This window comes from Enterococcus sp. 12C11_DIV0727, from assembly GCF_002148425.2.
Classification (GTDB): domain Bacteria; phylum Bacillota; class Bacilli; order Lactobacillales; family Enterococcaceae; genus Enterococcus_L; species Enterococcus_L lemimoniae.
The window spans coordinates 2,131,585-2,151,872 of sequence record NZ_CP147248.1 but is presented as its reverse complement, the minus strand read 5'-3'; the positions used below and the strand labels follow the sequence as shown (position 1 = coordinate 2,151,872).

The 20,288-nt window shown below is 35.3% G+C and carries 17 protein-coding genes; 11 read left to right on the top strand and 6 right to left on the bottom strand.

The window, feature by feature from the left end; all coding sequences use genetic code 11:
• The first annotated feature begins 72 nt into the window (after positions 1-72).
• On the top strand, positions 73-432 hold the full coding sequence (locus A5866_RS10255) for a hypothetical protein (protein ID WP_086445480.1): 360 nt from the start codon (positions 73-75) through the stop codon (positions 430-432).
• Positions 433-598: 166 nt separating this feature from the next.
• On the opposite strand, the gene A5866_RS10250 is transcribed toward A5866_RS10255, so the two are convergent.
• Together A5866_RS10250 and A5866_RS10245 are read right to left on the bottom strand one after the other, a co-directional pair.
• Positions 599-2,248 (bottom strand): LPXTG cell wall anchor domain-containing protein, encoded by a 1,650-nt coding sequence (locus A5866_RS10250; protein ID WP_086445481.1) that lies wholly within the window; start codon positions 2,246-2,248, stop codon positions 599-601.
• Between the two features lie 289 nt (positions 2,249-2,537).
• Entirely contained in the window at positions 2,538-3,188 is a 651-nt protein-coding gene (locus A5866_RS10245) for a recombinase family protein (protein ID WP_086445482.1), read from the bottom strand.
• A 502-nt stretch (positions 3,189-3,690) separates the two neighbouring features.
• Between A5866_RS10245 and A5866_RS10240 the strand changes: the two genes are divergently transcribed.
• The gene (locus A5866_RS10240; RefSeq protein WP_086445483.1) at positions 3,691-5,760 is read left to right on the top strand and encodes a hypothetical protein; all 2,070 of its coding nucleotides are present in this window, start codon (positions 3,691-3,693) and stop codon (positions 5,758-5,760) included.
• A complete protein-coding gene (locus A5866_RS10235; RefSeq protein ID WP_086445484.1) occupies positions 5,741-6,034 on the top strand; it encodes a hypothetical protein in 294 nt (97 codons plus the stop codon). Before A5866_RS10240 ends, A5866_RS10235 begins: the two co-directional genes overlap by 20 nt.
• A gap of 180 nt (positions 6,035-6,214) precedes the next feature.
• Here A5866_RS10235 and pgmB read toward each other — a convergent pair whose 3' ends face one another.
• Together pgmB and A5866_RS10225 are read right to left on the bottom strand one after the other, a co-directional pair.
• Positions 6,215-6,865 (bottom strand): beta-phosphoglucomutase, encoded by a 651-nt coding sequence (gene pgmB, locus A5866_RS10230; protein WP_086445485.1) that lies wholly within the window; start codon positions 6,863-6,865, stop codon positions 6,215-6,217.
• Between the two features lie 21 nt (positions 6,866-6,886).
• A complete protein-coding gene (locus A5866_RS10225) occupies positions 6,887-9,595 on the bottom strand; it encodes a glycoside hydrolase family 65 protein (protein ID WP_086445486.1) in 2,709 nt (902 codons plus the stop codon).
• A gap of 206 nt (positions 9,596-9,801) precedes the next feature.
• Here A5866_RS10225 and treR point away from each other — a divergent pair, with 206 nt between their 5' ends.
• From treR to A5866_RS10210, 3 genes are read left to right on the top strand one after another with little or no spacing between them, the layout of a single operon-like run.
• Complete coding sequence (gene treR, locus A5866_RS10220; protein ID WP_086277907.1) at positions 9,802-10,515, top strand: trehalose operon repressor; 714 nt, start codon at positions 9,802-9,804, stop codon at positions 10,513-10,515.
• Positions 10,516-10,549: 34 nt separating this feature from the next.
• The gene (locus A5866_RS10215; protein ID WP_086445487.1) at positions 10,550-11,335 is read left to right on the top strand and encodes a sulfite exporter TauE/SafE family protein; all 786 of its coding nucleotides are present in this window, start codon (positions 10,550-10,552) and stop codon (positions 11,333-11,335) included.
• Between the two features lie 16 nt (positions 11,336-11,351).
• Complete coding sequence (locus A5866_RS10210) at positions 11,352-11,783, top strand: GNAT family N-acetyltransferase (protein WP_086277910.1); 432 nt, start codon at positions 11,352-11,354, stop codon at positions 11,781-11,783.
• Positions 11,784-12,282: 499 nt separating this feature from the next.
• Here the strand turns inward: A5866_RS10210 and mscL are convergent, their stop codons facing one another.
• The gene (gene mscL, locus A5866_RS10205) at positions 12,283-12,732 is read right to left on the bottom strand and encodes a large conductance mechanosensitive channel protein MscL (protein WP_086445489.1); all 450 of its coding nucleotides are present in this window, start codon (positions 12,730-12,732) and stop codon (positions 12,283-12,285) included.
• Positions 12,733-12,936: 204 nt separating this feature from the next.
• Here mscL and yfmF point away from each other — a divergent pair, with 204 nt between their 5' ends.
• The 5 genes from yfmF to A5866_RS10180 all read left to right on the top strand — a co-directional run bounded on the left by yfmF (position 12,937) and on the right by A5866_RS10180 (position 18,319).
• On the top strand, positions 12,937-14,205 hold the full coding sequence (yfmF, locus tag A5866_RS10200) for an EF-P 5-aminopentanol modification-associated protein YfmF (RefSeq protein ID WP_086445558.1): 1,269 nt from the start codon (positions 12,937-12,939) through the stop codon (positions 14,203-14,205).
• Positions 14,198-15,490, top strand: a complete 1,293-nt coding sequence (gene yfmH, locus A5866_RS10195; RefSeq protein ID WP_086445490.1) for an EF-P 5-aminopentanol modification-associated protein YfmH — start codon at positions 14,198-14,200, stop codon at positions 15,488-15,490. Before yfmF ends, yfmH begins: the two co-directional genes overlap by 8 nt.
• A gap of 364 nt (positions 15,491-15,854) precedes the next feature.
• Positions 15,855-16,790 (top strand): helix-turn-helix domain-containing protein, encoded by a 936-nt coding sequence (locus A5866_RS10190; protein ID WP_086445491.1) that lies wholly within the window; start codon positions 15,855-15,857, stop codon positions 16,788-16,790.
• A 197-nt stretch (positions 16,791-16,987) separates the two neighbouring features.
• Positions 16,988-17,566 carry a CDP-diacylglycerol--glycerol-3-phosphate 3-phosphatidyltransferase gene (gene pgsA, locus A5866_RS10185; protein ID WP_086445559.1) on the top strand — a complete coding sequence of 193 codons (579 nt, stop codon included), beginning with the start codon at positions 16,988-16,990 and terminating at the stop codon, positions 17,564-17,566.
• A 288-nt stretch (positions 17,567-17,854) separates the two neighbouring features.
• Positions 17,855-18,319 carry a hypothetical protein gene (locus tag A5866_RS10180; protein WP_086445492.1) on the top strand — a complete coding sequence of 155 codons (465 nt, stop codon included), beginning with the start codon at positions 17,855-17,857 and terminating at the stop codon, positions 18,317-18,319.
• 292 nt (positions 18,320-18,611) lie between these two features.
• Here the strand turns inward: A5866_RS10180 and A5866_RS10175 are convergent, their stop codons facing one another.
• Positions 18,612-20,036 (bottom strand): DUF1958 domain-containing protein, encoded by a 1,425-nt coding sequence (locus A5866_RS10175; protein WP_086277925.1) that lies wholly within the window; start codon positions 20,034-20,036, stop codon positions 18,612-18,614.
• Positions 20,037-20,288 lie beyond the last annotated feature (252 nt).

The following is a 20,288-nucleotide window of genomic DNA, read 5'->3' as shown; positions in this document are numbered from 1 at the left end:
CTGGGTAGAAATTCTTAACGGAATCTACTTAGCGACGAGTAGGTTTAATATGTCAAAAAAGGATGATTTGATATGGAAAACCTGCGAAAAAAGGATATCATTGTTTCTCTTATCTCTTCTGGTGTTGATTATTTTACGATTGCAAAGGCATTTGATTTGAAGTTTAATAAAGAAGCCGAGGAAACAGGCGCCGTTGATATTGGCATAATTCCAACTGACCCGTATGTTATTAAACGGGCGAGAGAACTCTCAATTTTCGGTATAAGCCCTATGATATTAAGTGAAATACTTGGAATACAAAAAAATGAATTGGATAATTTACAAGCTTCAATAGACATGGCGATAGCAGTTGATAGTCTAATAATGAAAGGGCTTGAAGAGCATGGATGTCCTAATTGTAGTGATATTTTAACAGACAGTTATTGGCTATAAGCACCTTCCAGCCCTCACCTGAACCTAAAAAATTCAGCGAGGGCTTTTTCTTTTCCCTTAAATTAGTAATGAGAACATAGCAAAACAACCTTGTCTGTTTTTTGGACAAGGTTGTTTCTTTGTTTAGTGCTATTTGTAAGGTCTTAATGGGGTTGGTGTAGTTTAATTATACTTTCTTTCTCTTAAACCATGCAAGTAAAGAAAGCATTGTTAGAGATAAGCCAGCAATAACGACATTAGTTGTAGACTGTTCGCCAGTTTGTGGCAAACCGTCTTTGCTTGTGTTATTGCCAGTTGGTTTAGTTGTTGCGGTATTACTAGTTTGGTTATTATTATTGTTGCTTTGGTTATTTGTGTTGCTTGTTACGTTGTTCATATTGTTAGACGCTCCGTTGTTGGAGTTTTTTGGGTCTGTAGTGCTGTTTCCTGTACCATTTGAGCCGTTGTTTTCTGTATTACCGCCATTTGAGTTATCTTCTTTTACTAAGCCAGCAATAGCTAAATCTAGAGCTTTTTGAGCTTCGCCAATTTCAGCTTGAGTGCTGTTTGCGTTGGCTAAGACATCTTTTGAGTTTTGCAAAGCTTGTCTTAGTACGTTCATTGATTCTGCGGTATAGCCTGATTCTGCTAATTTAGATTCGGCGCTTGTAATAGTTCGCTTCAACTTAGCAATACTTTGTTGTAGTGGAGTTTCGCCACTGCCAACTTTTACTAATGCTTTCATGGCTTCGGTGATTGTGTTAGTCCAGTCATAAATACTTTGTTGAACAGATTCTTTATTTGAGCCAGTTAAAATATGGTCATCTGGAAAGTTGCAAATTGCTTCAAGTGAACCGACAATTCCAACAGAATCTTTAGGATCAAGCATTTCTTTCATTTTAGCCCATGATTCGGGTCTGTAATCTGATTCCATTAAGCTATTATATTGAGCTAGAACTTCTTTAGCTTTGACTCTGTCAAGTTCACCAGCTGTGAATGACTCTTCTGGTTGACTGGCATTAATTTCATCCCCTAAAGCCTTCAACTCTTCTAAAATAGCTGGCAATTTAGGTAATGAATACTCATACCATGCTAATAAGCCACCCTCTGATTTAACTATACCTTGAATATGGCTAATATCATCAAACTTGTAGTAAATTGTTTGTAGCTGGTCTTCAAATTTTGTTCCTTGTGCTTTTGGCGCTAACTCCTCGTGAAGATTATATAGTTCGGTGAATAAATCATCTATTTGCTTATCTTTAACAGGATCACGATGTTTTTCAGAAGTCGCACTCATGTAAGTAAAAACAAACTCTTGTGTGCCGTCTTGGATTATTTGAGCCGAATATTCGCTTGCTGTTCCTGGCAAAAGGTAATAACCATACCAGTTAATTGCTTTAATCTCTACGGTTGAATCCTTAACAGCTGTTTCTGATGATCTTGTTGAATCAACAAGATTACCGTTATCATCTACGACATTACGCACTACATAATAGGTGTAGATTTCAGATGCTTGGATAGTTTCAGTGTCTTCTTGCGATTGTTCCATTAAAACGGGCGTTTCAATTGTTTGCTGTTCGGTTGAAGATTCTTCGATAACTGTTGGTTCTTCTGCCTGCATTTCCTCAACAACTTCTGGATGGACTGACTCGCTTGTCTCAGTTGTCGCTGGTATTTCTTCTACCTGTTCCACTGGTGGGGTAGCTTCTGATTCGTCGGCTAGTGCTTTAATCGTCCCGATTGCCAGCGGACAAACCAGTAAACCGACTGTTAAAAGTTTTGTAGCTTGCTTGAATTGCTTGTTACGCCTAAGCCTTGAAATTCTTGTGTTTTTCACTTAGTCATTTCATCTCCTTGTTTTAAATTTTAAAACCATTTGTTTTTTTACTTCCTTGTTTTTGGTTTTCACCTCCGTTACTCATCTCGTTATAACGAACGAAATAAGAAGACAACAAAAAAACGCCAGTCCAACAAGGTATAAACCTTATTAAATCAGCGTTTTACAGTCAGAAAAGTATATGTATAATTGCGAAATTAGTTATCTTTTTTAGACGTTCGATATAACGAGGAAAGATATAAATGGTTTCAATAAAAATTTTACCACATATAACTAGAGTTTTAAAGGGCTATTTTACAAGCTTTCGGCGCTTTATCCCGCTGTCTTTTACGGTTTTATAAATTGAACTTTCACTTACCTTGAGACGCTTTGCTATAGTTCTTACTGGCATTGAGTTCAATTGGTATAGCTCTAATATTTGTCGTTTCTTTTTATCTGGAAGAGCTGGCTTACCTAGTATTGCGCCGTTTTCTTTAGCTTTCCGCAAACCTTCTTTTGTTCTAAAGCTTATATTATCTAGTTCAATTTCTGCCACATATCCAAGAACCAAGCAAAGCAAGCGTCCAGTGAGTGAATCTGTTTCAATGTTTTCTTGTAGACTAACTAATTTAATACTGTGCTGATTTAGCTCGTCAATAAGAGAACCTAGTTTACTCATACTGCGAGTTAGTCGGTCTAGCTTGTAGATATAAAGAGAAACGTGTTTGTTCTTACTAGCTAGGTATTTAGCAAGCTCTAAAGTTTGGTAGAGTATGGGACGGACGTTGTTGCTACCACTTTGTTTTTCTGTAAATAGTATATGGCAACTAGCTAATGCTTCTGTCTGAATTTCGACACTTAGACGCTGGCGATCGTCTAGACTGCTAACTCTAATATAGCCGATTTTTACCTCCTCCAACTTCTCTAGTTCCTTTACTTTCTTTTTCTGCTGTTTTTCCATGTTGAAAACCTCCAGATATATTATTTTGTATTACATATATATGGTAAAACGAAATGGAGGGAATGACTAAAAGAAGATATAGAAAAAGCCCACAATCTCAATGATCGCAGACTTTCATTTTCACTCAGTTAGCCGTAAAGTTCTCAAGTTCTTCTATTAAATAGTGTTTTATGGAACACTGGCTTTAAGCTGCAAGGACTAACTACTTTTTCTTATGGAAAGTGTTTTAGTTGTGGTTATATCATAGGTGTTCGGTTTTGCGATTAAGTTTTATTTTCTTTCTTATGGGGTGTATTTATATATTTATTGTTACATCTATATAGTAAGGCTTAATAGTTGGGGTTGTGAGGTTTTGCTACAATAATGTATGATTTGCTCTTTAATATTTATTTTCAAAATATTATTTAATAGATAATTGCTATAGTTAATATTTGCTAACATGATATAATAAATACAAATTTAAAATATTCATTAATTTAGAAGATAAGGAGTGAAGCAGGAAATGAAAAAGGTTGATTTTCATATTCACACATTGCCTAACAAGTTTAGCGATGTAAATTTTGAATTTTCATTTGAGTTTTTAGAGTCTTACGTCAACGATATGGGGCTAGATGCAATCGCTATCACTAATCATAATCTATTTGACATCGAACAATACGAAGACATAAAAAGTAAACTTCCTTGCATTGTTCTTCCAGGTGTCGAAGTAGATATTGATAACGCTCATTTGTTAGTTTTATGTCCAGAAAATAAGATTGATGTGTTTAATGGTCAATGTCTAAAACTGAATGAATCCATTAATGATACTAAAAAGTGGATTGAGTTTGAAGAGTTCGAGGAAATTTTTTCTAATTATGAAGAATATCTTTTGATTCCTCACTACAAGAAGAAACCAAAGATAAATCAGACCACTCTTAAAAAATTTGGTAACAACATTTTTGCTGGAGAAGTAAATAGTCCAAAAAAATTTCAAGTTGTAAAGAATAACCCTAATGACTTAGTACCAGTTTTATTCAGTGATTTAAGAGTATCAAAAGATAATTTAAATGAGTATCAAAACAATGAGAGAAATAAAAAATTTCCTATCAGACTAACTTATTTAGAAATCGAAGACATTAATATTGGAAGCTTAAAACTAATCCTTGGAGATAGAAGAAATGTCTTTTTGTCTAGCAGTAAAAATGATGACTTATTTCAAATTTTATCTGACGGAACTGTAGCATCTACAAAATTGAATTTAATTGTAGGAAAACGTTCTTCTGGTAAAACATACACGTTAGATCAAATTATTGAGTCTTTCTCTTCTGAAAACGTGAAGTATATAAAACAGTTCCAGATTACGAATGAAAGTACTGACAAAAAATTTGAACAGGTTATTAAGTCCAAGCAAGAGAATATTGTGGAAAACTACTTGTCTCCAGTCAAAAATCTCATCACAGAGATGATGGAGATTAGTCACAGTTACTCTGATGAACTAGAAAAATACCTATCATCATTAATCGAATTTGCAGAACAAGAGTATTTGAATGATGAGTACTCTAAACAAAGATTGTATACCGAAGTTAAATTTAACCCATTAAAGCCTTCTGAACTAAAGAAAGTGATTGATTCCTTAATTAACTTATATACCACAAAAAACTATAAAGAAATGATTTCAGAATATATTGATGAAAGTAGTTTGAAGCAACTTTTAGATAAAGCAATTATTAAATATAGGTACTTGTATTTGGAATACAAGTTAAAAATGGAAGTAGATTTAGTCTGTTCGGGGGTTAAAAAGGCATTAAGTAATAAATCGTCAAGAAATCTTATTGATGAAATAGATTTCTATAAAGCGTACAAGCAAGATGAAATCATTCGTAGATTTGACCGAACTATTAATGATTTAAAAAAAGAAAGTGTTATTAAGGAAACAAAACTAAATAGGTTCAAGTCTATAGTAAAAAAACAACCATTCGAAAATGCATCAGAGATAAGAGGAGCTTTAAAAACAGGCGCTGGAATTGCAACTGAATTTAAGAATTTATATGAACAGCCGTTTCATTTTATTTTATCCTTAAAAGATAAAGGTATTCCTGAAAGTGATTTATATAAAGCCCTTTTCAAAATTCAATATAGCGTTGTAAACAAAAATGGCTCTCCTATTTCCGGAGGAGAAAGAGCAGAATTCAATTTGTTAGATAGTATTGATGATGCTAGGAATTATGATGTTCTACTCTTAGATGAACCCGAAGCATCATTCGATAATGTTTTTATAAACGAAAGTATAATTCCTAAGATAAATGAAATATCAGAGAATTCAATAGTGTTTGTTGTAACACACAATAGCACTATGGGGACACTGATGAACCCAAATCATATTATTTATACTGATTTTGACGAAGATGAGTTTGAAAATGGCGTAGAAAAGGAAGAATGCTATAAGGTCTACACAGGAGCATTTTCATCAAAGGAACTAAAATCTCAATGCGGAAAAACTATGAAGAACTTTGTTGCATTGATTTCAACTATGGAAGCAGGAGAAAAAGCATTTAAGAATAGGAGAAGAATATATGATAATCTTGAAAATTGAAAAAGGAAATCCCACATTTTCTATCGATGGGACAAAATATGAAAATATCAACAAAGTTGATAAAAATACAATACTCAATCTAATGAAAGTAATATATGAAAGCGAGCTAACAGATATTTCTGATTTTTGTAATACTGATATTGAGACAATTCAAAATCCAGCTGATAAAATTGTATATGAAAATATATTAAATAATTTAGAGGATTTTATTTCTAAAAGAGATGTGCTGAAGAAAGAAGTTAATGAATTATACAAGGAAGTGGACTCTCTATAGCAATTAGTATTTTTTGATTTCATCTTGGTAAAATGTTGTATCTTCGAATACCATTTTACTGAATGAGCTAATAGAAATAAATAGACCTTCTTTTACGAAGGTCTATTTATATGGGCGAGTCCATCTTATTTAGTATTTTTATTTGTCCTTATGAAAGGTAACACTTCTGTCCCAACCTCTTTATTGGTCAATCAATTGTTCTACATCTAATTCAGTCATTGAAGCAACTTGCAAATCAGCACCAATTAAAGTTTCTGTCGCAGAAAGCCCAACTGCATACATTCCGGCGGCTTTGATTCCTTCGATACCTGCTTGGGCGTCTTCAAAACCGACGGCATCTTTTGGTTTGACGCCTATACTTTTAGCAGCCTTGACAAATATTTCCGGATCGGGTTTTCCTTTTATCAGTGTTTCGGGGTCAACAATATGTCCGAAGAACTTAAGAACACCTAATTTATCTAAAATCATCGGAGCATTTTTAGAGGCTGAAGCAATCGAACAAGGAATAGCATGCTCTTTTGCTTGGACTAGAAAATCGTGAACACCTGGCAGTAAGTCTGCCTCAGAAAGATCGGCCAAGAGTGTAACATACTCATCATTTTTCTTTTGAGCCAACGTTTCTTTTTCTGTAGTAGTAAATTCGTTTTCCTTGTGTCCATAAGCTAGAATTTTATCCAAAGAATCCATCCGGCTGATGCCTTTTAATGTTTCGTTGAAGGTTTCATCGATCGTGATACCTAATGTTGCGGCTAAGTTTTTCCAAGCAATATAGTGGAATTTTGCAGTATCTGTAATAACACCATCTAAGTCAAAAATAAATCCTTTTTTCATGTGTGTGCTCCTGTCTGATCGTTAATAAGTAATCACTTTTTCTTTATCTGCTGTTAATTGGTAAGAATGATTTTTAACCATTACCGTTGTGTCCTGTGAGGAACAAATTTGAACGGTGTTTTTTGAAATAGTTAGCTGATAGTGAATCCCTTTGTGGTCAAGATTAAAGCGCATGTCAGTCCATTTTTTTGGTAAGTTAGGTTGGATCGTTAGTTGTTTCTTTTTAATATCGACCCCAGCATAAGTAGTTAAGGTAACATAAATTGTTGCAGCCATTACACCAGTATGGATTCCTTCCGCGGTTGTCCCACCTTGAATATCCTGATAATCAGAGTACAAAGCTTCTTGATATAAAGTCCAAGACAAATCGTGAAAGGCAACTTCTTCGGCTAATTGGGCATGAACGATTCTTGAGAGGGTTGAACCATGAGACGTTCTATTTAAGTAGTATAATAGATTTTTCTCAAGATAATCTGTGGGTAGATCATAGCCAAGTTCCTCTAAGATTTCATCTATTTTGTCTTTATTTAAATTATAGAACAACATTAAAGTGTCGGCTTGCTTTGAAACTTTATAATCATCAGGTGACAGACCTTCGGCTTTTAAAATACGGTCCATTCGGTAAATGTTGCCGTACTTTTCTTTTGCTTGCTCCCAATCGATTTCTTTTAAATCAAAGTATCCTTCATATTGAGCAATAATCCCGTCTTCATCGACTTCGATGGATAAACGTTTGCGAATATCTTCCATTTTTTTAAAATTTTCTTGCGTAGTTTCTGTTTTAGAAAATAATTCTGTTTTTTCTTGCGTATTTAATAGTGAAAGGATGTTTTCCAATTCTTCAAATAACCAAACAACCATCAAGTTTGTATAAGCGTTGTTTTTTAAGCCGCTTTCAGTGCTGTTAGGATATGCTTCGTGAAATTCATCTGGACCCATGACGTTAGCGATTGAGTAACGCTGCGTAGTTTCGTCCCAAGTTGCTGCACTACGCCAGAAATTAGCGATCTCTAACAACATTTCTGCACCGTACTGTTTGATAAAGCAATCATCACCAGAATTATTCCAGTACATCCAGACATTGTAAGCAATTGCTAATGAGACGTGGCGCTGAAGAACACTATGATCTTCACCCCATTCACCATTTAATGGATTCAAGTGTAGTTTTTGTGTATCTTCACTACCATCCAAGCCGGACTGCCAAGGATACATAGCTCCCTCATAATGATTGTCACGAGCATTTTCTTTCGCTTTCCCTAAACGGTTATAGCGATACATTAAAAGCTGCTTCGCTGTTTCTGGAAAATGAAGGATATAAAAGGGCAAGATAAAAATCTCATCCCAGAAGATATGACCGCGATAAGCTTCGCCGTGCAAGCCACGAGCGGTTACAGAAACATCTAAATCATTGTTATTAAACGGAGAGGCAGAGACTAATAAATGATAGGCGTGGATTCGTAATAATTTCTGTGACATTAGATCCTCTGAAATTTGAATATCTGATTTTTTCCATAAGCTTTCCCAAGCACTCTTACTTTCAGCAAATTCTCTGTCAAAATAAGTCGCAAGTGAAGGGGGATTTTCCCAACTTTGTTCGGCTATTGAAGCTGTGACCTGAACATGCTTTTCAAGCGTGTAGATGTTATTTTCTTTGGCAGTAAAAGGAATCGTTTGCTCGATGCTTTCTTTGCAAATAGTATTTTTGATAGCAGCTGTATCAAAAAAATCACCTGTAATAGTAGCAATTTGTCGAACGTTTATTTTTGATTGATTGGTTTCGATCTCAATCATTGATTTATTTTTTTCTGCAAGTAACTGTGTAATGTGGAAGTGCTTTGCGGTTAAATTACGATAGCGTTCTACGTTGTAATTGTAGACTGAGCCATCAGTTGTTGTTTTGACTATGATTTTTTTAGAAAAGTTCAATGGTTGAATCGAATAGCGGATACTATAATGATTTTTTTGAGCCATATTGACAATTTTCTGTGCAGTAATTTTTAATTGATGTTGATGTGAGTCTTCAATGATCATATGAGAAGTGAACAAACCTGTTTTTAGGTCTAAATTTCGGTGTAAATAGTGTAAAGTGGCATTTTCTAAATGTAACCATTCGTCTGTTCCAGCTATCTGAATACTAAAATATTGATTATTCGGTGTGTTGACAAAATCTTCATTTTCAACGAGTTGACCTGCGACTTCGGATGTTTCTTCATTATAGAGTCCTGCGATGTAAGTAGCGGGGTAATGGTCTTTGGAAAGAGTCATCTCAGGTATTGTGCCACGCAAACCCATAAAACCATTACCGATAGTCAATAATGATTCAACAGAATATTCTTCTTTGCCTGGTGTATAACCAAAATAGTCTAGATTCCAGGTTAAATAATCAAATTTCTTTTTGAATGCTGCGGCTAAATCAGTCTCTTGGCTCACTTGTGAGGCTGTTAGGATCGGGATATTTAATAATTCTGAAAATTGTTTAGTAAGATTCTCAAGGCCAGCATTTAATAATGATACTTGTTTATTTTTAGTATAAAATTCAGGTGTGATAGCGTTAAAAATAGCTCCTGCCACAGTTGGAAATTGCTCTTTGATTTGTGCAGCTAAGACTTCTCCCGTTTGGGGAAATTCAAAATCAGAAAAGGCGAGTGTTTGCTCTAAGAGTAAATGTTGCTGATCTTTTGCTTGAACATGTAAAGCGTTTGGTCTAAGTGTAAGGGATAAAAAATTCATTTTAATACTCCTAACTAAAATTTATTTCAACTTGTATAGACATGTTTGTGTTTTCGTTTACATTATAGTATGGATTGCTTGTAAATACAAGTGCTGAGGTCAAAAAGAATTGGTGGGGATTCACTGCTTACTTAGTGAGAATGCTATTTTTTTAGGCGAGAATATGCTATCATTTTCTTTGAGTATCCTAGGGTGGAGGGATGGACATGAATAAGTTTCATGATATATTTTTAGAGCTTGAAAAAGGGATTTTAGAAGGTAAGTATCAACCAGGAACATTACTTCCAAGTGAAAATCAATTGGTTGAACAATATTCAGTTTCACGTGAAACTATACGTAAAGCCTTGAATTTACTGATCAATGCTGGTTATATTCAAAAGAAACAAGGCAAAGGTTCGATTGTTTTGAATGTTCGTAAGTTTGATTTGCCGATTTCTGGTGTGATCAGCTATAAAGAATTACAAAATGCACAGCAAATCCATAGTGTAACGAGAGTTGTGGAACTACAAGAAGCGCAGGTCAGTGAAGCTTTAGCACGTTTGACAGGTTGGAAAAAAGGCGCTGCTGTTTGGCGATTAGTTAGGCAACGGGAAATCGATGGAGAAGTGGTTATTATTGATATCGATTATTTATTAAAAGAAATCATTGAAATCTTGCCTAAAGAGCGTGCGGCGGATTCAATTTATGACTATTTTGAAAACGATTTAGGTTTAGCAATCAGCTATGCTCAAAAAGAGATCACAGTCGAAGCTGTGACAGAAGCGGACCAAAATTTGATGGATATCCATGGTGATACCCATGTAGTGGTTGTACGTAGTGTGGTAAGTCTAGAAGATACACGTTGTTTTGAATACACAGAATCCAGACATAGATTAGATAAATTTAAATTTGTCGATTTTGCTAGACGAAGAAAAGCTTAAGGAAAAACTGATTATTTCTAGGAGATGAAAAACTGTGTATATAGGAATCATTTATTTTATTGTCATTATTTTAGCGAATACGGTTGGCGCGATTTCAGGAATGGGCGGCGGTGTCATTATCAAGCCTGTGTTGGATACACTACATTTTCATTCGCTCGCAGCAATTTCTTTTTATTCCAGTGTGGCTGTTTTTACGATGTCGATCGTTTCAACAATGAGGCAGCTGAAAAATGGGTTGAAGTTGCAAATTCCAATTGCGATATTTGTATCTTTAGGCTCTGTAGTTGGTGGGATTTCAGGAAATACAGTGTTTGAGTTATTATTGCGGCTATTTTCAGATGAAAAATATGTTCAGTTAGTTCAAATCATACTGACGATTGTGACGTTGTTGTTTGCGTATTTCTATACAAAAATAGGTAATGAATGGTCATTAGAACTATCACGCCCTGTTTGGTACGTGATAGTTGGGTTGTTTTTAGGATTCATTTCCACCTTATTAGGAATCGGTGGCGGACCGATCAATGTGGCTTTATTGATGCTGTGTTTTGGCATCCCAATCAAAGAAGCCACTGTTTATTCGATCGTAACGATTTTCTTTTCACAGGCAGCAAAATTAGTAACGATCGCGCAAGTTACTGGTTTTGAACGCTTTGATCTATCAATTTTGTTGTATGTGATACCTGCGGCTATTGTGGGTGGTTTTGTGGGAGCATTGATCAGTGGGAAAATTTCATCTGAACGTGTAACGCAAGTTTACCAAGTAGTGATTCTGCTAGTATTGTTATTAAATTTATGGAATGGAATTCAATTATTTGTTTAATTAGGGAGGGTTCAGGATGGATTATCACGCGAAAAAGTTTACAGAACTAACAACGAAAGAATTTTTTGAAATAGTGAAACTGAGAATTGCTGTTTTTGTAGTTGAACAAAATTGTCCTTATCAAGAGGTGGATGATGCGGATGAACAAGCATGGCATACTTGGCTACAAGAAGGATCAGAAATTGTTGGTTATACCCGGATCATAGATAAAGGTGATACAGTGACCTTTGGCAGAGTATTGATCAATCCAGTTTATCGTGGGAAAAAATTAGGGAATAAGCTTCTAGAAGAAACATTAAAAGTAATAAAAGATAATTATCCAGAGCGACCAATAATCATTGGGGCTCAAGCGCATCTTACAGATTTTTATGGTGCTTTTGGGTTTGAAGAGGTTTCTGAAGTATACCTAGAAGATGATATTCCTCATGTAGAAATGAGGAGAAGCTAAATAAAAAAAGTTGATCTTCATGAAATTGAAGATCAACTTTTTTTATTAAAATAGCAACTAAAACTGTGGGTCATTAAACGCAGTTACATAATGTAGAAATAAATATCCAAGCCAAAGTACACCTAATAAAAATACAACTCGAGCGAGCCAACTTACCTTTAAGTTCAATTGCCAGCCGCCTTTTAGGAGTGCAAAACCGATAGCGCAATTAAAAATAAGAGTTCCCACACGTGGGTAGCTACTTTTCAAAATTACTTCTCCAACGAAAAAAACAAAAATCAATACGTAGATAGGATAACTATCTTTAGCCCAACTTTCCCCCGTACCATTTTCTCTCCTAATTGTAATGTATAAATTTGGTATACAATAATGACTACGTAAGGGGATACGTTTCAAAGCAAGATAATCCGATCTTTTCGTTATTTCATATCAAAAAAACTCTTCCTAACAATGCGAAAGCATTTATAGGAAGAGTTAAGTTTGTTTGTGTTGATCAATGTTACTCTTTAGTGTTTTCAGTAGTTTCTTTCATGACACCAGTTGCTTTCGCAGTATTTTGCGCCGCTAACAAATCACGGATTTGTTCTAATAAGTCATCTGTTGTAGGACCACTAACTTCCTCTTCTGCAGCTTCTGGTGTTTTCTTCATTTTGTTAACAGCTTTGACAATCAGGAACAAAACAAAAGCGGTAATTAAAAATGTAATAAGTGCACTAATGACATCGCCAATGTTGAACGCTACGCCTTTCACATGAAAAACTAATGCACCGAGTGCATCATCTGCGCTTTTTTCTCCAGTAGTCAATACGAAGACTAAGCTAACGAGTGGTGTAATCAAACCATTAACGATTTGTGTCACGATCGCTGTAAAAGCAGAACCAATCACAACCCCAACTGCTAAATCAAGCACATTTCCACGCATAATAAATTCTTTAAATTCTTTGATCATAAGTCTAACCTCCCTTTCTCAAATCCAGTATACAGAAAAAGTAAAAAAAATTGAAATGAAAGACTCTTACCACAAGGAAAGACAGTTGAGCTGTGCTATAATTAAATGGATGTAGAAAACCTTAAAAAAACATTTAAAAATGGCCGGATGATTGTATTTTATATCAGGCTTTATTATGATGAAGAGCAAAGAGGAGCTGACAAGATGCCGATCACATTAGCACAAGGAGTCAACTTACATGTTGTTCCAACAGAAAAATATAAAACGGTACGTATTTTGGTTCGTTTTAATACGCGTTTGAATAAAGAAACGATTACGAAACGGACGCTTTTGTCCAGTTTACTGGAAACAAATAGCTTAAATTACCCAGATCAAGTGAAGCTTAGTGAAAAATTAGCTGAATTGTACGGAGCTAGCTTTGGGATCAATGTCAACAAAAAAGGCAATTTACACTGGTTAAACCTTTCAATGAACTTGGTCAATGATAAGTATTTAGACAACAGTCATGTTTTAGCAGACGCTGCTGACTTTGTGAAAGAAATTTTATTTTACCCTAACATTATTGATGGGAAGTTTGAAGCTGAAACGTTTCAACGGGAGAAAGAAAATTTAAAAGCTTATTATGAAAGCATTTCAGAGGATAAGCAAGTCTATTCTTCATTAGCCTTACAAAATCTATATTTTGGTCGTTCTGAAGATCAAAAAGTCCCGAGTTTTGGAATTATTGCTGATTTAGAAGCTGAAACGGCTGAAACGATTGCTGCTTATCATCAACAAATGCTACAAGAAGATCAAGTAGATATTTTTGTTCTTGGTGATGTGGATGAAGCACAAGTTACAGCACTATTCAGCAAGTTACCATTTGAGGACCGTGCTTCTGGTATTGCAGATATTTTCTATACGCAGCCATCACGAAATGTGATCGAAGAACGTTCAGAACAAGAAACGTTAGCGCAGTCCAAATTAAACTTAGGCTATCATACCGACGTATATTATGGAGACGAGAACTATTTTGCCTTGCAGATTTTCAATGGTGTATTTGGCGGATTTCCTCATTCTAAATTATTTATGAATGTCCGTGAAAAAGAAAATTTAGCTTATTATGCATCAAGCAGTATTGACACTTTCCGAGGGTTTTTAAGTGTTCAAACAGGTATTGATGGCAAAAATCGTAACCAAGTTTTACGCTTGATTTCTGTAGAACTAGAAAATATCCGACAAGGAAACGTGACAGATTTAGAGATTGAACAAACGAAAGCTATGCTGAAAAATCAATATTTACTGTCTTTAGATAATGCGGGAGCTGTTTTAGAGAATGAATATTTGAACGATTTGATTCCGCACCTTCGTTTAAAAGATGATGAATGGATCCGCCGGATGGAAGCTGTCACATTAGCTGATGTTCAGCGAGTTGCCAAGTTAGTGCAACTACAAGCCATTTTCTTTTTGGAAGGAGAAAAAGCCGATGCATAAAAAAGAATATCCGCAAATCAACGAAGTCCTATATACAGAAGTCCTAGAAAACGGCTTAACTGTTTATTTGTTGCCTAAAGCAGAATACAACAAAACGTATGGCTTGTTTACGACTAATTATGGTTCGATCGACAATGAATTTGTGCCGATTGGTGCAAAAGATTTTGTGAAAGTCCCAGATGGGATTGCTCATTTTTTAGAACATAAAATGTTTGAAAAAGAAGATGGTGATGTTTTTCAACAATTTGGTCGCCAAGGAGCTTCGGCGAACGCATTTACAAGTTTTACTAAAACGAGCTATCTCTTTTCAACGACTGACCAAGTAGAAAAAAATTTGGAAACCTTGATTAATTTTGTTCAAGAACCTTACTTTACAAAAGAAACAGTAGATAAAGAAAAAGGAATCATCGGACAAGAAATCCAAATGTATTTAGATGATTCTAACTGGCGCTTATTTTTTGGGACACTAGGCAATTTATATCCCAAACATCCGTTGCATATTGATATTGCAGGAACGGTGGAAAGTATTGGTGAAATCACTGCAGAAGATTTGTATACTTGCTACAATACCTTTTACCATCCTAGCAACATGACTTTATTTGTTGTCGGCAAGATGGATCCGGAAGCTATGATGACCTTTATTCGTGATAATCAAGCGGCTAAAACCTTTACGAAAGCTGAACCGATCAAACGTCATTTTCCTAAAGAAACAGCTGCAGATATCATTAAAGAAAGCTCTTTGGAAATGGCCATAAGCCGTTCTAAAGTCATTGTAGGCTTAAAAGGCTTGGACGAAGTTCCAACAGATGGAAAAGAATTACTTAAATATAAAATAACCGCTAATTTATTGTTCCAATTGTTATTTGGCAATACGTCACAAAATTACTTAAATTTATATAACGAAGGTTTATTGGATGATAGTTTCGGCTATGAATTTAATTTGGACCGTAGTTTCCACTTTGCGGATTTTGGTGGCGATAGCGATCAACCAGAAGTGTTAGCTGAACGGATCGAAGAGATTTTATTGACAGCCAATGAGAGTTTGGAAGTAACCGAAGAAAACTTGTCATTATTGAAGAAAAAGATGATTGGAAAATATTTCCAATCGTTAAATTCACTAGAATATATCGCAAATCAATTTTCACAATCGCTCTATGGAGAAACAACTTTGTTTGACACACCTGAAGTGATTGAAAGTGTCCAATTATCTGATGTGAAAAATTTGGCACAAACCTTGATCAATCAAGCTGGGTTAAGCCGCTTTTATATGTATCCTAAAAAGTAGATTGAATAGTATGTGAGAGCAAGTAGTTGAGCGATTGCTGCTAAGTTTTAGCTAAGTATTCAAGACTTGCTCAAGCTACTATTATCAGAATCAAAAAAAGTCCGATATTTAATGACAAACTTTCAAAAATGTTATCCTCATTGGGAATTTTTTATGGTATGCTTAGATGAGTTAAGTAAAGTAAATCTTCCAGTATTTTGAGTAATTGCCTATTAGAAGATCGGTTATTTTTTACTCAAAGGTTTTACATAAACTAATGATAGCTAGAGAATACTAGATTAAGAGAGAAACATGATTACTGCAATAACAGCTTGATTCAATCAAGCTAAACTTATAAATTAGAAAGACTGGAGAAGATGGACGAGTGGCCAGCGTAAATATAGGAAAAAAATTAAGAGATGCACGACTGCAACGCAATATGTCATTAGACGAACTGCAGCAAATTACTAAAACACAAAAGCGCTATTTGATAGCCATCGAAGAGAATGATTTTGATTCTATGCCAGGAACATTTTATGTACGTGCGTTTATTCGTCAATATGCAAGTGCAGTTGGATTAGACGGCAACGAGTTAGTAGAGATTTATGATGGAATAGAAGAACCAGAAGACATAGAGACAGCAATCCAATATCAAACCTTGGATGAATCAAGAACCCAAGTGTATGATGAAAACAACCAAACGAAACGTTTTATGCGTAGTTTGCCTGCGATTATTTTTTCTTTGATTGGATTAGCAATTGCAATTGTTGTTTTTTATATTACATGGCAAGATCGGCAAACAAGCCCGATGATTCAGCCGCCAGCTTCTGAAATCATTAGAGAATCTGAGTCAACATCGAGTTCTGCGTCAAGCCAAGCTCCTGCATCAAGTACAACGGAGTCTTCAAGCTCAAGTTCTTCATCAGAACCGAAAGCACCTGCAGAAGTCAGTTTTGTTAGTGAGTCTGGTCCAACGGTGAATATGAACGCGACTAATTTAGCTTCTCCTGCTAAGCTTGAATTTAATGCTGTGACGGGACCTTGTTGGGTGGGTGTTTATATTGCAACAGCTGCTAATAATGACAACGGCTATTTTTATCAAGAAACGATTCAGCCTGGACAACCTAAATCTGTTGAAATTCCAGCAGGAACTGCGCAAGTTGTTGTTAGTTTAGGTGCTTCTGAGTACATGGAATTCAAATTAGACGGTCAAAAAGCGGAGTTTAATCCTAACAATACAGGAATTGGGTTAAGAAATATCAATATGGCTCTTGCATATGCACAATCAGAACAATCAACACAGTCTCAACAACCACAATAAAACTACGTTTATAGATAGAGATGAGTGAGAAAAATAGGTGATGAACAATGAATGGTCGTTCCCTGTGTTTTTCTCACTTATTTATTGAGAGTTTCTTTCATTTACTTAAACATCATTTAGGTGCAAAAAAATCTTTTTTCGTGACACCTTCTATGAGATAACGTAAAATGAGTAGGAAAAGAGAGGGGCAACAGGCATTGAACTTACCAAATAAATTAACCGTTATTAGAATATTCATGATCCCGATTTTTATTGCTGTCGTTAGCATTCCAATGGACTGGGGCACACTAACCATAGCAGGGACATCACTAGCAGTCACTCAACTAGTTGGCGCAATTATTTTCGCAGTTGCAAGTTTTACTGACTGGTTAGATGGAAAAATCGCACGTGCACGAGGGCTAGTGACAAACTTCGGTAAATTTGCAGATCCATTAGCAGATAAAATGTTGGTAATGACAGCATTTATCGTTTTAGTAGGGCAACAAAAAGTGCCAACTTGGGTAGTAGCAATCATTGTATGTAGAGAGCTTGCTGTTACTGGGTTGCGTTTACTATTAGTTGAAGGCGGCGAAGTAATGGCCGCAGCTTGGCCAGGTAAAGTCAAAACGGCAACACAAATGGTTGCGATCATTTTATTATTTATCAACAATATTCCGTTTGCAGCTATTGGTTTTCCTGTAGATCAAATTATGCTTTATATTTGCTTACTGTTCACAATTTATTCAGGTGTTGACTATTTTGTGAAAAATGCTGATGTATTTAAAGGATCAATGTAAAGAGTAATTAGACAAAATTTAGAGAAAAAATCTAACTTTTCTACTCACTTATGAGTAAAAAAGTTAGATTTTTTTATTTTCTATAAATTATTTTTGAGAAAATAAGCAGCTGTATCCCTTGATAAATCACTCTTTTTCATAAATTTCGACAGGTGTATAAAATTTTGATTCTACTATTTATAAAATAATAGTTTACTTTATAGAGAACTGTGGGTATAATTTGTGTATCGGAACTATTATTATATAAACAGTAGTATTCGAACAAAAAATAAATTGGAGGAATTTATAATGAACAAATTTGTAAAAGGTGCAGTAGTTGCTGGTTTAGCTTTATCAATCGGAGGAACAGGATTTTTAGTAACCGCTACGCAAGTACATGCTAACTCAGCTCAACTTGTAGATAACACTGCAAAAATCAACGCATTGATCCAAGAAAAACAAGAAGTGATCAACAAGAAAAAAGTTAGACGTAATCCACAAGAACAAAAAGCTTTAGGCATTCGTATCGGTGAAATCGAACGCGAAATCCAAGCATTGAAAAAAGGTGGATCAACAGGTGGTTCAACTGGTAACACAACAACACCATCAACTCCAGGTGAAGATACAGCATCAAAAATCGCTGCATTGATCCAAGAAAAACAAGAATTGATTAACAAGAAAAAAGTATCTCGCGATAAAAATGAACAAAAGGCTTTAGGCAAACAAATCGATCAAATCGAAAAAGAAATCAAACAACTAAAGAAAAATAAATAATTACCCCAAATACTAAAGACTAATACTAAATTTTCTTACCCAAATTTGTGTGAACTTCATAAAAATATGCTTTTTATGCATTTATCACTTAAAGGTCTAGTTCTAACTAATATTCTTCGTTCAAAGTCTCAGCTAATGTTGTTTCAAGAGTAACAATTTTTGATAAGACCTTACTTTATCTGGAAGTCAAATCAAGCACTGGTTACTCAAAGAGTTAACCACAAAAAGTTGAACGGGGGGAGCCAAAAAAACAGCCGCCTACGAGCAGGGGCTGTTTATCTTTGTTATTCAATTAAAACCATGGACCGATGACGATTGTATAGATGCTTAAAGCAATTCCTGCGAGAATCAGTAAGACACCTAGAGCCAAAATAGGGCTGAATTTGGTCGTTCCAGTGGTTTCTTTTTTAAATAGTTTGGATAAGGCTATGACTAAAAGACCTAAGATAATCAGTAAGCCATTAACGAAAAAGGTCGATAAACCGTTCTTTTTCTTAGTATTTTGAAGGAAAGTCCCGTTTTGTAGAGCTCTCAATTTTTTTGCATATTTAAATGAAACACTTGGCACTTTGATGGTTGGAGAAACTTGGGCAAGTCCATTGTCCATCGTTAGTTTGTCAGTTGATAATGTGAAGACAGGTTCGGTATTTTTTTGAATAACGCCATAAAAGTCTTGATCCAAGATCACTTCTTCTTTGTTGATCGTATGATTTCCTGTAGCAAGTAGTTGTTTGTATTCATAAGTAGCAAAAGCACGATCAAAAATAGCATTACCAAATGCGTGGCGCTGAAGTTCGCCTTCTTGGTCTTCCCAATCGCCAACACCTAAGACAATTTCAATCAAGCGTGTATCTTCGCGTTTGGCAGTAGCAGCATAGTTGAAGCCGCCAGTTGGGCTTGAACCAGTTTTTAAGCCATCGGCACCTTCATAACCATAAGCAAGACCAGGCAAGGAATAATTATGATTTTCTAGGACTTCAGCATAAGGCGTATTTTCCATGATCGTGATCTGGACGGGACTTGTATACTTCACGGTATCCGGATAGTTTTTCAATAAATGATAAGATAAAATAGCTAAATCACGAGCAGTGGTTACGTTGTCTGCATTTTGGTCGATTCCTTCTGGTTTATAATAGCCGTTAAAAGCACCCGTTTCAGCTCCGCTACAATTATAAAAGGTTGAGTTGGTCATGCCAAGTTCTTTAGCTTTGTCATTCATCATATGAATAAACTTGGATTCATCATGAGCAGTTACAAGGTTCGCTAGCATGACGGTGGCAACATTTGATGACTGGACAAGTGTCGCGTAGAGTAGGTCACGAACGGGATAGTCGACACCTGAAACGATTGAATTGTTACTTAACTCATAAATCTGTGAAATCGCTTGGTCGTTATCTGTTGCTTTGACCGTTGTATCTAACGTAAATTTACCTTGCTCAAGTGCTTCAAAAACAAGGTAGACAGACATCAGTTTAGCGATACTAGCCGGGTTCCATTTTAAATCAGGATTGTCTTCCCAAAGAACTTGACCAGTTTGAGCTTCAATGACGATCGAAGCTTTTGGCTTATAAAATTCATTTGTTTGATAGCCGGCATTTTGGGTGATTGTTAGAATATCTTCTGCAGCATAAGCGCCGGTTGCAGTTAAAATACCTGAAAAGTAGCCCATGACTAATAAGAACGAGCAGATTTTCAGTAAAATAGTTCTGGTTTTCATATAAACATCCTTTATCATTAATCTCACTGTGTAGGTTTTTTCAATAAACGTTAACCATGTAACCTTGAATTATTCCTTATTTGGTCGGAAAACAGGATAGCCATCCTTAATTCAAGACAATAGATTTTATTTTGGTTGGCTTTATTGGATATAACGTTTTGGAGATGAGTATATCCAATTTATTTTCTATAACTACTTTTATATTTTCTGAAAGGTAGTCAGTGTATTCTAACAGATTTTAGTACTTTTTGT